The sequence below is a fragment of the Planomonospora alba genome (assembly GCF_039534085.1).
In the GTDB taxonomy this organism is placed as follows: Bacteria; Actinomycetota; Actinomycetes; order Streptosporangiales; family Streptosporangiaceae; genus Planomonospora_B; species Planomonospora_B alba.
The window spans coordinates 87945-101173 of record NZ_BAAAUT010000020.1; the positions used below are offsets into that span (position 1 = coordinate 87945).

12 protein-coding genes are annotated in these 13229 nt (G+C 74.9%); 7 read left to right on the forward strand and 5 right to left on the reverse strand.

The window, feature by feature from the left end:
- Positions 1 to 54: 54 nt before the first annotated feature.
- From ABD823_RS14270 to ABD823_RS14280, 3 genes are all read left to right on the forward strand, one after another.
- Complete coding sequence (locus ABD823_RS14270; protein WP_344859634.1) at positions 55 to 945, forward strand: hypothetical protein; 891 nt, start codon at positions 55 to 57, stop codon at positions 943 to 945.
- A gap of 267 nt (positions 946 to 1212) precedes the next feature.
- The gene (locus ABD823_RS14275; RefSeq protein ID WP_344859636.1) at positions 1213 to 2151 is read left to right on the forward strand and encodes a hypothetical protein; all 939 of its coding nucleotides are present in this window, start codon (positions 1213 to 1215) and stop codon (positions 2149 to 2151) included.
- Positions 2152 to 2323: 172 nt separating this feature from the next.
- Positions 2324 to 3214: a hypothetical protein gene (locus ABD823_RS14280; protein WP_344859638.1), complete on the forward strand. Its 891-nt coding sequence runs from the start codon at positions 2324 to 2326 to the stop codon at positions 3212 to 3214.
- 64 nt (positions 3215 to 3278) lie between these two features.
- Here the strand turns inward: ABD823_RS14280 and pcrA are convergent, their stop codons facing one another.
- Positions 3279 to 5543 (reverse strand): DNA helicase PcrA, encoded by a 2265-nt coding sequence (gene pcrA, locus ABD823_RS14285; RefSeq protein WP_344859640.1) that lies wholly within the window; start codon positions 5541 to 5543, stop codon positions 3279 to 3281.
- A gap of 149 nt (positions 5544 to 5692) precedes the next feature.
- Here pcrA and ABD823_RS14290 point away from each other — a divergent pair, with 149 nt between their 5' ends.
- Together ABD823_RS14290 and ABD823_RS14295 are read left to right on the forward strand one after the other, a co-directional pair.
- Positions 5693 to 6412 carry a PIG-L deacetylase family protein gene (locus ABD823_RS14290; RefSeq protein ID WP_344859642.1) on the forward strand — a complete coding sequence of 240 codons (720 nt, stop codon included), beginning with the start codon at positions 5693 to 5695 and terminating at the stop codon, positions 6410 to 6412.
- Between the two features lie 137 nt (positions 6413 to 6549).
- On the forward strand, positions 6550 to 7299 hold the full coding sequence (locus ABD823_RS14295) for an ABC transporter permease (protein ID WP_344859644.1): 750 nt from the start codon (positions 6550 to 6552) through the stop codon (positions 7297 to 7299).
- A 48-nt stretch (positions 7300 to 7347) separates the two neighbouring features.
- Here the strand turns inward: ABD823_RS14295 and ABD823_RS14300 are convergent, their stop codons facing one another.
- From ABD823_RS14300 to ABD823_RS14315, 4 genes are all read right to left on the reverse strand, one after another.
- Positions 7348 to 8160, reverse strand: coding sequence for a CPBP family intramembrane glutamic endopeptidase (locus tag ABD823_RS14300; RefSeq protein WP_344859646.1), 813 nt, complete (start codon positions 8158 to 8160; stop codon positions 7348 to 7350).
- Positions 8161 to 8343: 183 nt separating this feature from the next.
- Positions 8344 to 8607 carry a WhiB family transcriptional regulator gene (locus tag ABD823_RS14305; RefSeq protein ID WP_344859647.1) on the reverse strand — a complete coding sequence of 88 codons (264 nt, stop codon included), beginning with the start codon at positions 8605 to 8607 and terminating at the stop codon, positions 8344 to 8346.
- Positions 8608 to 8938: 331 nt separating this feature from the next.
- The gene (locus tag ABD823_RS14310) at positions 8939 to 9577 is read right to left on the reverse strand and encodes a response regulator (protein ID WP_344859674.1); all 639 of its coding nucleotides are present in this window, start codon (positions 9575 to 9577) and stop codon (positions 8939 to 8941) included.
- 76 nt (positions 9578 to 9653) lie between these two features.
- On the reverse strand, positions 9654 to 10919 hold the full coding sequence (locus ABD823_RS14315) for an ATP-binding protein (RefSeq protein WP_425566608.1): 1266 nt from the start codon (positions 10917 to 10919) through the stop codon (positions 9654 to 9656).
- Between the two features lie 317 nt (positions 10920 to 11236).
- Between ABD823_RS14315 and ABD823_RS14320 the strand changes: the two genes are divergently transcribed.
- Positions 11237 to 12964, forward strand: coding sequence for a PspC domain-containing protein (locus ABD823_RS14320; protein ID WP_344859650.1), 1728 nt, complete (start codon positions 11237 to 11239; stop codon positions 12962 to 12964).
- On the forward strand, positions 12954 to 13178 hold the full coding sequence (locus ABD823_RS14325; protein ID WP_344859651.1) for a hypothetical protein: 225 nt from the start codon (positions 12954 to 12956) through the stop codon (positions 13176 to 13178). Before ABD823_RS14320 ends, ABD823_RS14325 begins: the two co-directional genes overlap by 11 nt.
- Positions 13179 to 13229: the final 51 nt, after the last annotated feature.

Consider the following 13229-nt stretch of genomic DNA (forward strand, 5'->3'; position numbering starts at 1 on the left):
TTAACTGACAGAATGCCTTTCCCCTCCGCATCTACACGAAGGACGGCTCAATCCATGAGGCGATGGATCGCCCTGACGGCCGCGGCGCTGACGGCGCCCGCGCTGGTCACCGCCACCTCCGCGAGCGCGCAGGCGGCCACCGCGAGCCCGGCGGACGCGCTCAAGCGCCAGTTCAAGCCCGGGCACGGGGTCCAGGTCTCCCAGACCTCCTCCATGTCCGTCGGCGGCGAGGCGGTCCGCCTGTCGGTCAAGAGCGAGGGCAGGCTGCAGTTCGGCCCCGCCGGCCCGGTGGCCTCCGACCTCACCGTGCGGATGGTCGCCGACGCGGAGACCAAGAAGGAACTGGAGCGGACCGGTGAGGACGGGGAGCCGCTCCTGCCGCGCGGCGCGCTCGGGCCGTACCGCATGATCAGCGTCAAGGGCAGCACCTACGCCTCCGGCGGCATCTACTCCGACCGGCTCCCCGAGGGCAAGAAGTGGGTGCGCAGCAAGGAGGACGGCACCCTCTTCGTCGCGCAGACCCCCGACGTTCTGGAGCCGGCCGTCCTGGCGGCGCTGGTGAAGGACTCCGACGGCAAGCACTCCCGGGACGGCCTGCGCCACCGGGGCACCGTGACCTACGCGGAGCTGTACAGGATCTCCCCGAGCTTCCGCACGGCGATCGGCGCCGAGCCGACCGGCAGGACCGGGAAGACGGAGATCTCCTGGCGGCTCTGGCTCGACGGCAAGGGCCTGCCCCGGCGCGTGGTGTCCTCCGAGACCCTCCCCGTCGGCAGGACGTCGCTGACCAGCACCTCCGACAGCCGCTTCCGCGGCTGGGGCGCGAAGGTCGCCATCGCCGCCCCGCCCGCCGCCCAGGTCATCGACGAGAAGGACCTGCCCTCCGACATCCCCACGCCCAAGGAGGTCGTCAACGCCGCGACGACCCGTCCCGGCGGCAACTGACCCGCCCCGGCCGTGCGGGCCGGCCTTCCCCGCCGGCCCGCACGGTCACCCCGGCCCCGCCCCGGACCGCCCGGGTCCGGGGCGGGGCCGGGCCCGCGCCCCCGCTTCCTGACGGCCGGGGCCACAGGGCGGGACGCCTCCCCGCCGGGTGCGGCGGGGGCTCATCCCCGCGCAAAACGGGGCCGCGGAGTTGTCAGGCCGCGGCATAGCCGTACGGGCGCCGGTGGCCTAGCTTGGCGGATCTTGACCCGTGGTGAGGGGGATCCGATGAGACGGTGGGCCATTCCGGTCGCCGCGGCGCTGGCCGCCTCGGCGCTGCAGGCGGGTACGGCGCACGCCGGTACGGGGACCGCCACCGCACGGGCCGACACCGCGGGGGCGGGGTCCGCGCAGGCCGGCACCGCACGGACCGCGACGGCGCAGGGGGCGCCCTCCCCCGTGGCGGCGCTGAAACGGCACTTCACCGAGCACACGGGAGTGCGCGTCTCCGACGTCGGGCGCGTCTACCGGGACGGCAAGGCGGTCGTCACCGTCTGGCGCAGGGGCAGGGTGGAGTTCGACGCCTCCGGCGTGTACGCCACGGACACCACGGGACGGACCGAGGCGGGGCGCGGGGCCATCAGGGAGTTCGAGGACCTGGTCGGGCAGCGGGTCGGCTCGACGCGGGTGATCTGCTTCCCCGGCGAGGCCTACCTCTCCGGCCCCGGCTACGAGACCTGGCTCCCCGAGGGCAAGAGCTGGCTCGGCCTGATCGGCCCGGCGAACATCAAGCAGACCGCGGCCTTCCCGCAGATCGTGAACGTCTTCGAGCCCGCCACCCTCGGCACCCTGCTCTCCCGCGCCGCGGTGAAGAGGAGGCTGGCGTCGGGCACCCACTACCAGGGCGCCGTGACGCTGCGCACGCTCTACGCGGTCTCCCCCTCCTTCCGCGACCGGCTCGCCGGACCGCCGAAGGGGAGGAGCGCGAAGGTCACGGTCGGCTTCCGGCTCTGGTTGGACCGCGCGAACCTGGCCCGCCGCCTGACGACCACCTGGAAGCAGCCCGTACCCGGCACACCGGAGCGGCCCACCGTCACGGTCGCGGACACCCGCTACACCGGCTGGGGCTCGGACGTGACGCTGGTGCCCCCGCCCCCGGAGGACACCGCCGACGCGGGCCGGGTCGGCGGTGACTTCTCACCGCCGCCGACGCTTCCGGTCGGCTGACCCGGATACGGCGCTCCACCGGAGCGCCGTATTCCGCGGGATTCTGCACGGAATATCCACAATCAATTCGGCTTTCACCCCATCCGGTGAGACTTCGTCGTGATCTGGATTCGGAAGGATGCCCAAGATCCCTCCCAAAACGGGGCGGAGGGAATTGATCTGGAGAATCCACTTGAAGCGTTTCATCGCCGGCCTGGCCTGCGCCGCAGCCGCAGGCATGGCCGTTCCCACGCTCGCCTCGACCGCGCACGCCCAGGCACCCGCCGACCCGCTCGCCGCACTGCAGAGCAAGCTCGGCGCCGGCCGCGGGGTGAGCTTCTCCGACACCCTGAAGACGGTCTCGGGCAAGCAGCGCGCGGTCGTCATCACCCGCAAGGGCGTGCTGCAGTTCGACGGTTCCGGAGTCGTCGCCTCCGACCACACCGACAAGGTCCGGATCAAGTCCAGCGACCTCGAAGAACTCGTGGTCGCCGGCCAGAACTCCTACCACGAGGGCGACAAGGCGTTCGCCAAGGCGCTGGACGGGATGACCAAGCCCGAGCGCACCATCCGCGTGAAGGACGTCTCCTACGTCTCCGGCGGCATGTTCGGCGCGTTCCTGCCCCAGGGCAAGACCTGGGTCCGCTACCCCGTTCCCATCAACGGGGTGCTCGACAGCCTCGGGGGACTGCAGCCCCAGCTCGTGAACGCCGCCGAACCCGGGACCCTGAAGGCGCTGCTCGCGCACGCCGTCAAGCGTCCGGGAGGCTACTCCGGGAAGATCACCTTCGGTGAGCTGTACAAGGTCTCGCCGTGGTTCCGCGCCTCGATGCCGCTCAAGCCGACCGGCGCCCAGGCCGAGCTGGCGGTGGACTGGCGGCTGTCCGTCGGCTCCGACGGCCTTCCCACCCGGCTGACCAGCAGCTACTCCGTCGCGAAGGGCTCCTCCATCGCGATGGAGACCACCTACACCGGCTGGGGTGCCAAGGTCTCGGTGAAGGCCCCGCCGGCCGACGAGGTCATCGACTTCAAGGACCTCGACCTCGAGGCGTCCGACGTGCCGGTCCCGCTGCTGGCCAAGTGACCCCGGCCCGCCCGGCACCGGCCGTCCGACGCGCCGGTGCCGGGCGGGTCCGAGGACCGCGCCCCTAGAGCTTCTCCAGGGGCGCGTAGGCCAGGACGAGGGTCTTCTCGCCGCCGCTCCCGAAGTCGACCTTCGCCTTGTCCCCGTCGCACGACACGACCGTGCCCAGGCCGTACTGGTCGTGGGTGACGCGGTCCCCCGGCCTGAGGTCGGGGATCTTCCGGCCGCCGGCCTTGCGCGCGGCGGAGGCCGTGCGGGAGGGCTCTCGGCGGGTCGCGGCCGTCCAGGCGTTCTTCTTCGGGTCGGTCCGCCACTCGAGGAGGTCCTGCGGGATCTCCGCGACGAACCGGGAGACCGGGTTGAACGACGGCGAGCCCCACGAGCTGCGGACCGCCGCCCGGGACAGGTAGAGGCGCTGCTGCGCCCGGGTGATGCCGACGTAGGCCAGGCGGCGCTCCTCCTCCAGCTCCTTCGGCTCGCCGAGGGAGCGCATGTGCGGGAAGACGCCGTCCTCCAGGCCGGTCAGGAAGACCACCGGGAACTCCAGCCCCTTGGCCGTGTGCAGGGTCATCAGCGTGACCACGCCCTGCCCGCCGTCGGCCTCCGGGATCTGGTCGGCGTCGGCCACCAGCGAGACCTGCTCCAGGAACTCCACCAGCTTGCCCGCCCCGCCCTCGGGATCGGCCTCCTCGAACTCCGAGGCGACCGAGACGAGCTCGTCGAGGTTCTCCAGGCGGCCGGCGTCCTGCGGGTCCTCGGAGTTCTCCAGCTCGGCCCGGTAGCCGGTGCGCTCCAGCACCTCCTGGGCCAGCACCGACGGGGGCGCGCTCTCCGCCTTGGCCGCCAGGTCGGAGAGGAGCGCGACGAACTCCCTGATCGCCTTGGCCGAGCGGGTGGCCATGCCCGGCGCCTCGTCCGCCCGGCGCAGCGCCTCGGCGAACGGGATGCGCTCACGGGCCGCGAACGCCTCCACCATCGCCTCGGCCCGGTCGCCGATGCCGCGCTTGGGCACGTTGAGGACGCGGCGCAGCGAGACCACGTCGCCGGGATTGGCCAGCACCCGCAGGTAGGCCAGCAGGTCGCGGACCTCCTTGCGCTCGTAGAAGCGCACCCCGCCCACCACCTTGTACGGCAGGCCCGTCCGGATGAACGTCTCCTCGAAGACGCGGGAGGCGGCGTTGGTCCGGTAGAACACGGCCACCTGGCCGGGGGTCACGCCCTCGGTGTCGGTGAGCCGGTCGACCTCCTGCGCGACGAACATGGCCTCGTCGTGCTCGTCGTCGGCGACGTAGCCGACGATCTTCGGGCCGGGGCCCTGGTCGGACCAGAGGTTCTTGGGCTTGCGGCTCTCGTTGCGCGAGATCACCGCGTTGGCCGCGGACAGGATCGTCTGGGTGGAGCGGTAGTTCTGCTCCAGCAGGATCGTCTTGGCGTCCGGGTAGTCGCGCTCGAACTCCAGGATGTTGCGGATCGTCGCGCCGCGGAAGGCGTAGATCGACTGGTCGGCGTCGCCCACCACGCACAGCTCGGCGGGGGCGATGCCGGACGAGCCCTCCCGGACCAGCTCGCCGTCGGCGGTGCGCAGCTCGGGGCGGCCGACGAGCTCCCTGATCAGCATGTACTGCGCATGGTTGGTGTCCTGGTACTCGTCGACCATGACGTGCCGCCAGCGGCGGCGGTAGTGCTCGGCCACGCCGGGGAAGAGCTGCAGCAGCGTGACCGTCGTCATGATGAGGTCGTCGAAGTCCATCGCGCCGGCCTCGGTCAGCCGCTGCTGGTAGTTCTTGTAGGCCTCGGCGAGCGTGCGCTCCATGTGCGTGGCCGCCTGGGCCGCCGCGGTCTCGTAGTCGATCAGCTCGTTCTTGAAGTTGCTGACCTGCGCGGAGAAGGAGCGCGGCGGGTAGCGCTTGGGGTCGAGGTCCATCTCCCGGCAGACCATGGCCATCAGCCGCTGGGCGTCGGCCTGGTCGTAGATGGAGAAGCCGGAGGGGAAGCCCAGCCGCCTGGCCTCGCGGCGCAGGATCCGCACGCACGCGCTGTGGAAGGTCATCACCCACATCGCCGCGGACCGGGGACCGATCAGCCGGTCGACCCGCTCCTTCATCTCCTTGGCGGCCTTGTTGGTGAAGGTGATCGCGAGGATCTCCTGCGGCTGCACCCCCCGCTCCGCCAGCAGGTAGGCGATCCGGTGGGTCAGCACCCGTGTCTTGCCCGAACCGGCTCCCGCCACGATGAGCAGCGGGCTGCCGTGGTGCACGACGGCATCGCGCTGCTGGGGGTTGAGCCCGTCGAGCAGCGGGTGGGTCAGGGAATCGGCTGGGATCGGCACGCTCCCTAGGGTAGGGCGGGGCGCCGACAGCCGGGTCCACCCGCCGGAGGAATGCCCCCGGGGCCGGGAGCGGTTGTCATGATCGGAGGAACCGCCGGCACGGCACACGCACGGCGACGGCGCGGGACCGCGAGGCAGGAAGGGCCCACATGCTCCCTGAGAACGAGATCGGCCGCGTGCTCGCGGTGGTCGCGCACCCGGACGACGTCGACTTCGCCGCCGCGGCCACCGTCGCGCGGTTCACCGACCGGGGCGCCGAGGTGGTCTACTGCGTCGTCACCGACGGCGACGCGGGCGGCTTCGAGCGCCGCACGGACGGCGGCGGCATGGCCGGGCTCCGCCGGGACGAGCAGCGGGCCGCCGCCGAGGTGGTGGGCGTGCGCGACCTGCGCTTCCTGGGCTACCGGGACGGCGTGGTGGAGCAGACCCTGGACCTGCGGCGCGACATCGCCCGGGTCATCCGCCAGGTCCGCCCCGACCTGGTCATCACCCACAGCCCCGAGCGCAACTACTCCTTCGTCGCGCCCAGCCACCCCGACCACCGGGCCGTCGGCGGCGCCGCCGTCGACGCCGTCTACCCGGACGCGCGCAACCCCTACGCCTTCCCCGGGCTGCTGCGTGAGGAGGGGCTGGCGGCGTGGACGGTCCGCGAGGTCTGGCTGGACGGGCACGAGACCCCGGACCACTACGTGGACGTCACCGGGACCTTCGAGCGCAAGCTCGCGGCGCTGCGCGCGCACGCGAGCCAGACCGCCCACGTCGAGGGCTTCGAGGAGTCCATCCGGGAGCACTTCTCCCGGATGGCGGAGCGGGCCGGGTTCGGTCCCGGCCGCTACGCCGAGGCGTTCAAGCGGGTCGTCACCGTCTGACCCGCCCCGCCCGGCGGGCACGCCCCGCCCGGCCGCCGCCCCGGCCCGCCCGATACGGCGGCGCACCGGATCTCCCGGCACCCGTGCTCCGCCCCCGGCGTCCGGGGCCCGCGGGCGCGTGAGGGATGCTCGTGCCCGTGAGCGCCATCGTCCCGTCCCCGGTCACCGCCGCCGTCGTCACCCTCCTCGCCCTCACCGGCGCCGCCGTCGCCCTGCTCGGCGGGCTCGGGCACGGCCGGGCCGTCCTCACCGCCTGCCTGCGCGCCGCGGTCCAGCTCGGCGCGGTCTCGCTGGTCATCCTGTGGGCCGTCGAGCGCCCCCTCGCCGCGGGCGCCTTCATCCTGGTCATGTACGGCGTGGCGAGCGTGACCGCGGGCCGCAGGATCACCGGCGGCGCGGCGGCCTGGTGGGCGGCCGTGCCCGTCGGCGCGGGAAGCCTGCCGGTCTTCCTGCTCCTGGCCGGCACCGGGACCGTCCCGCGGACCGGCATCGCGCTGATCCCGGTCGCGGGCATCCTGCTGGGCGGCTGCCTGACGGCCACCGCGCTGGCGGGGCGGCGCGCGGTCGACGAGCTGGCCCAGCGGCGCGGCGAGGTCGAGGCGGCGCTCGCGCTGGGCCTGGCCCCCCGGGACGCGGCCCTGGAGATCTGCCGCCCGGCCGCGGCCCAGGCGCTGGTGCCCGCGCTGGACCAGACGAGGACCGCGGGGCTGGTCACGCTGCCGGGCGCGTTCGTCGGCATGCTCCTCGGCGGGGCGGACCCGCTCCACGCCGGCGTGGTCCAGCTCGTCGTGCTGGTCGCGCTGCTGGCCGCCGAGGCGGTGGCCGTGCTGATCACGGTCGAGCTGGCCGCGCGGGGGCGCCTGTCCGGGGCGGGTCTCCCGTCCTGACCCGGGGGCCGGGAGCCTGCGGGAGAGGACCGGCGGGAGGGGGAGCCCTCATCCCCGTCCGGTGGCCCCGCCGGGAGACGGCCCGCGGGAGGGCCCCGGGGAGGAGCTCCGGGCGGCCGCGGCGGCGAGCCGGGCGAACAGGTAGCCCAGCGAGTTGGTGGCGACGTGCAGGAGGGCGGGGGCGGCGAGACCGCCCCTGCGGCGCAGCTCGCAGAAGAGCACTCCGGCCAGCCCCGTGGAGACCACGGAACCGGCCACCACCCGGGCCAGGAGCGCCGGGTCCGGCGGCGGTGCGCTCCCCGGCGCGTCATCCTCCGCGGTGGCCTCCGCGGGCCCCTCCCCCGCGGCCAGGCCGCCGAGCGCGGGGTTGGCCGCGGCCATGTCCACGGAGGGGAGCACGTGCCAGAGGCCGAACAGGGCCGAGGAGACCGCGGTGGCCGCGGGCACGCCGCAGGAGCGGGCGAGCAGGCCGTACAGCACCCCGCGGAAGCCGACCTCCTCCAGCAGGACGGTGCCGACCGGCACCTGGAGCAGGGCCTCCTCCAGCACGCGGGCGCGGGACAGCGACAGGGCCCGTTCGTCGTGGAAGAAGCGGCGGGTGAACGGCACCGCCACGCCGGCCCCGTAGGCTCCGGCGACGCCCGCGGCGAGCGCCCCGCCGATCCGCAGGCCGCGCCGCCGCTCGGTGAAGCCCAGCTCGGTCCAGGAGAGCCCGGAGCGCCGGGCCAGGACCAGCAGAGCGCCGGTGGCCGCGGCCGAGGTCAGCGGGGCCAGGCGCGGGGCGAGGCGGTTGTTGAGCACGTTGGCCGCCGCCAGCACGGCCACCGCACCGGCGAGCACCGCCGCCCGTCTCCCGCCCACGGCCGCCTCCCGACCGCCGGCTCCCTGCCGGCCCCGGTCCGACCTTACGGCGTCCGCGCTCCCGCCGCGCCGCCCCGCCGCGCCGCACCGGGATCCACCGTCCCCGCCGCCCCGCCGCGCCGCGCCGCACCGCGCCGCCGTGTACGCCGCGCCGGAGCCCGTCCCCGCCGCGCGGGGTCCCGGTCATCCCGCGGCGCGCCGCCGCCATCCCGCGGGGAAGCGCAACCCGCGCCGCTCCCGTACGGTGAGCCCGCCCCAGATCCCGTCCGGCTCGGCGGCCCGTACCGCGTAGGCCCGGCAGTCGTCCAGCACCGGGCATCCGGCGCAGACCGCCTTGGCCCGCGCCTCCTGCTCGGCCGAGGGCGCCACCGGGAAGAACAGCTCGGGGTCGCTCCCCCGGCAGGCGCCCCGCGCGGCCCAGCCGATCTCGCGGACCATCCTGCGCATGTCCCCACCTCCCTGCCGGTCGCCGAGCCCTCAGACTAGGCGGGCCGCACCGGCGCGGCATCAGCCTTCCGGTGGATTCACGGGTCACCACGGCGGCGTACGGCCGGCCCGCGGCGGCGGCCCGGCCGCGCAATCACCGCCGCCGTGGACGGCGGCGACCGGGAGGGCGCCGCGCGGGAGGCCATGGGCCTGGCCCGCGCGGCCGAGGTGCTCCGCTCGGAGGTCTCGCGCTTCCTCGCCGTCATGCGCCAGGACTGACCCCCGGCTCACCCGCCGGGGCGCGCCGTACCCGGCGGGAGGGCGCGGGCCGTACCCGCGCGGGGGCCGCCGCCTAGACCAGCCTGCGGGCGGTGGCCCAGCGGGAGAGCTCGTGGCGGTTGGAGAGCTGGAGCTTGCGCAGCACGGACGAGACGTGGGTCTCCACCGTCTTGACCGAGATGAACAGCTCCTTGGCGATCTCCTTGTAGGCGTAGCCCCGGGCGATCAGCCGCAGGACCTCGCGCTCGCGCTGGGTCAGCGAGTCCAGCTCGGGGTCGATCGGCGGCGCCTCGGTGGAGGCGAAGGCGTCCAGCACGAACCCGGCCAGCCGCGGGGAGAAGACCGCGTCCCCCTCCGCCACCCGGCGGATCGCGTCGGTGAGCTCCCGGCCGCTGATGGTCTTGGTGACGTAGCCCCGGGCGCCGCCGCGGATCACCCCGATGACGTCCTCGGCGGCGTCGGAGACCGACAGCGCGAGGAAGCGGACCTGCGAGCCCGCGCCCAGCACGCGGCGGAGCACCTCCTGGCCCCCGCCCCCGGGCATGTGCACGTCGAGCAGGACCACGTCGGGCTGGAGCTCGGCGATCGCCCGCACCGCCGACTCCACGTCCTCGGCCTCCCCGACGACCTCGACCGAGTCGCCCAGCTCGGCGCGGACGCCGGAGCGGAACAACCGGTGGTCGTCGACGATCAGAACCTTGATGGCGCCCATGTGCTCCCTCACCGCTCCTCGTTCACTCGCGCGGAACCCGTCCGCGCGGACGGTCCCGTCCCCGGCCGGCCCTGGCTCACGAGCCCTCCAGCTTCATGGTGAGCATCACTTCCGTACCCTCGCCCGGTTCGGTGCGCACCCGGGCGCCGCCCCCGTTGCGCTCCATCCGCCCGATGATCGACTGGCGGATGCCCATCCGGTCCTCGGGCACCTCGCTCATGTCGAACCCGGCGCCCCGATCCCGCACGAAGATCACAACCTCACCCGGTTCCGCCTCCGCATAGACGGACACTACCGGCGCTCCGGAGTATTTCGCCGCGTTGACCATCGCCTGCCGGGCCGCCTGCACCATGGCCGACAGCTCCGGCGTCAGCGGGTGGTCCCCCACGCAGACGACCTCGATCGGCACCCCGTGGGCGTCCTCCTCCTCGGCCGCGACCCGCCGTACGGCCGCCGCCACCGACGCGTCGGCGTCCTGCTGCGGCTGGTAGAGCCAGTTGCGCAGCTCGCGCTCCTGCGAGCGGGCCAGCCGCATCACCTCGCGGGGGTCGTGCGCGTTGCGCTGGATCAGCGTCAGGGTGTGCAGCACCGAGTCGTGCACGTGCGCGGCGAACTCGGCCCGCTCCTCCTGCCGGATGCGCTCGCGGCGCTCCCGCTGCAGTTCCTTCCACAGGCCCGCCAGCCAGGGGGCGGCGATGAGCGCGACCCCGCCCACGACCACGAGGGTGAACAGGATGCCGGGGCGGGCCCTGCCCAGCTCGTTGTTGGCCGCGAGGAAGCCGATCGCGCCGATGACGACGAGCACCAGGCCCGCGACCGTGCGGACCCGGTTCTTGCGCGCCTGGCCGACGGTCGAGTCCATCCAGCGCCGGCGCCGGTCCGGGTCGGCCTGCTGCCAGAGGATCAGCGAGCCGATGCCGCCGACCGCGATCGGCCACGCGCCGACGCCGCCCGTCGAGGCGCCGGTGAGCCAGCCGAGCGCCAGCAGGGCCAGGCCGATCGCGCCGTAGGCGGCGACCTGGCTCCAGTCGCGCGCGGGCTCCCTGCCCTCGTACGGCTCGCGCGGCGTGAACATCCACAGCGCCGCGTACGCCACGGCGCCGAACCCGTCCAGCACGGTGAGCAGCACGAACGCCAGCCGCAGCACGACCGGGTCGAGCCCGAGCTGGGCGGCGGCCCCCTGGGCCACCCCGGCCAGCAGCCGCCCCTCCACCGGCCGGACCAGCCGGGGGAGGCCGGCCCCCTCGGCGGGGGTGGGAGCGGGCACCGCGTCCTGGGCGCCCGGGCCTGGCGGGGGTGTCGTGTCCGCGGCGGGTCCGCGCGGCGTCTTTCGGTCAGCCATCGGATTCTCGGCACCGGCCCGCCGGTCGCACGACCGGCGGAGGCGCCGTCGCTCCTCTCAGGTAGAGCCCCGTCGTTGCGGCGGACGGGCCGGGCCGCCGTCCGCCACCGCGGGGAGGGCCGCGGGCCGCTCCCGCGCGGCGGGCGGAGAGTCACATCACCAGAATCGTCACACGGCGGCGGGCCGCGGCGCATCGGGCGTCCCCCTGACCCGTCCCTGATCCCCCCGGCCCGCCCCTGAGGTGAGGCTTTCTCCTCCGGGGCCGCTCAGGGGTCTCCCGGATGCGGCCGGGCCCGCGCAGGGGCGACGATGGGAGCATGACCGACACCGGGAACGCCCAGGACCCGGCGAGCACCCCGACCGACTCGCCGCCCACCGCCCTCGCCGACGGACGGCGGCCGCTGCCCCGCTGCGACGAGGGCCGCATGCTGACCGGCGTCTGCGCCGGACTGGGCCGGTACACCGGGATCGACCCGGTGCTGTTCCGGGTCGGTTTCGCGATGCTGGTGATCGCCTCCGGTGCCGGGATCATCCTCTACGTCGCGGCGTTCCTGCTGATGCGGGAGGTGGGCGGCGGCCCCGGCTACGTCGAGCAGTGGACCCGCCGCGACTTCGACGGCGAGACCGTGCTGGCCCTGCTGACCGGCGTCTTCGCCTTCGGCCTGTTCATCAACGTGAGCTCCGGCGGCATCGGCACCGCCAGCGTCGTGGTGGCCACCCTGTTCGCCGTGACCCTGCTCACCGCCCACTCGCGCGGCGCCGACCTGCTGGGCATGGCCCGCTGCCTGCCCGAGGGGCTCCGCCGCGCCCGCCGCGCGGCTCCTCCGGCCGCCGGGTCCGGGGCGCCCGCGGATGCCCGGGAGACCCTGGAGACCACGGGGACTGCGGGGGGCGCGGGGAGCACGGCGGTCATGGGGGTCCCGGAGAGCGCGGCCGCGCACCCGCAGGCCCCGCCCGCGGGGCCGCACCCGCCGGTCGCGGATCCGCCCCCGCCGGCCGTCGGCCCGCGTGCGGAGGACCCGTACACCGAGGACCCGTACACCGAGGACCCGCGGGTGGACCCGACCGCGGAGGGCCCGCCCGCCGAGGACCCGCGTGCGGAGGAGGTGCGGCGGCACGAGGAGCGGCGGCGCACCGTCGAGGAGGCGATCGCCGCGGCCAAGGCCCGGATGGCCGCCGCCCAGGCCCGTGCGGCGGGCGAGCCGCCCGCCGGCCCCGGCGGCACCGGCGTCTTCCCCGCCCCGCCGCCGGGAGCGGCGCCCCCGGCGGGACCCCGGCCGATCCCCGTGTCGTCGTTCGACTCCTCCGGCGCGCCCTTCGCGCCGCACGGTCCCTACCGGCCGCCGGACCCCCGTGGAGGGCCCCCGCCGTACGGCGGCGCCCCCGTCGACCTCGCCGCCTACGGCCCGCCGCGGCGGCCGCCCCGGCAGCGGCGGCCGAAGACGTTCATCGGAACGATCACCACTTTCCTCGCCCTGATCATCGGAGGGATCATCATGGCGGTCCAGTCCGCTTCCGGACCGGTGAACATGACCGTCGTCGGCGCCTCGGTGCTCGTCACCATCGGCGCCGGCCTGCTGGTCGCCACCTGGTTCGGCCGCGGCGCCGCCCTGGTCGCGACGGGCACCGTCGTCGCGCTCGCCCTGGTCGTGGGGTCGGCGGTGAGCGACGTGCCGCGCAAGGTCGGCACCTACGACTGGGCGCCGGCCTCGGTGGGCCAGCTCTCCGAGAGCTACCTGGTGGGGGTCGGCGAAGGCACCCTGGATCTCAGCGAGGTGGCGTTCCCGCCGGGGTCGCGGACCGTCGTCGAGGCGGCGGTCGCGGTCGGCGAGCTCACCGTCATCCTGCCCCCGACGGTCATGGCCGAGGTGACCGGGCACGCCAAGTTCGGCGACGTCAAGATCGACCACATGGTGCAGGGCGGCAACGACGTCCGGCACGAGAGGGTGCTGGAGCCGGAGGTGACCCCGGAGGGCGAGGTGGCGACCGTCGTGCTGACCGTCCGGGTGGGCTTCGGGGACGTGGAGGTGCGCCGTGCGGCCTGAGACGCGGCCCGAGGCCCGCTCCGAGCAGGACCGGCCGAGCCGGTGGCACCGCACGGACTGGATGGCCCTGCTCAGCGGCCTGCTCTTCGTCACCGTCGGCATCCTCTACCTCAGCGTGCCGGACCTGCACCCGGGCGTCATGCTCCCGGTGGTCCTGGGCGGCCTGGCCTGCGCGGGCCTCATCGCCGTCCTCAGCCGCGCCATCCGGCGCTGACCGCGCCCGGGCCGGTGGACCCCACGGCCGCGGGCGCCGGTAGGCGCTAGA

What these genes read in the sequence shown, in the direction of transcription:
- ABD823_RS14270 (WP_344859634.1), top strand. Translation starts at nt 55, where the DNA reads ATGAGGCGATGGATCGCCCTGACGGCCGCGGCGCTGACGGCGCCCGCG.
- ABD823_RS14275 (WP_344859636.1), top strand. Translation starts at nt 1,213, where the DNA reads ATGAGACGGTGGGCCATTCCGGTCGCCGCGGCGCTGGCCGCCTCGGCG.
- ABD823_RS14290 (WP_344859642.1), top strand. Translation starts at nt 5,693, where the DNA reads ATGCTCCCTGAGAACGAGATCGGCCGCGTGCTCGCGGTGGTCGCGCAC.
- ABD823_RS14305 (WP_344859647.1), bottom strand. Translation starts at nt 8,607, where the DNA reads ATGCGCAGGATGGTCCGCGAGATCGGCTGGGCCGCGCGGGGCGCCTGC.
- ABD823_RS14310 (WP_344859674.1), bottom strand. Translation starts at nt 9,577, where the DNA reads ATGGGCGCCATCAAGGTTCTGATCGTCGACGACCACCGGTTGTTCCGC.
- ABD823_RS14315 (WP_425566608.1), bottom strand. Translation starts at nt 10,919, where the DNA reads ATGGCTGACCGAAAGACGCCGCGCGGACCCGCCGCGGACACGACACCC.
- ABD823_RS14320 (WP_344859650.1), top strand. Translation starts at nt 11,237, where the DNA reads ATGACCGACACCGGGAACGCCCAGGACCCGGCGAGCACCCCGACCGAC.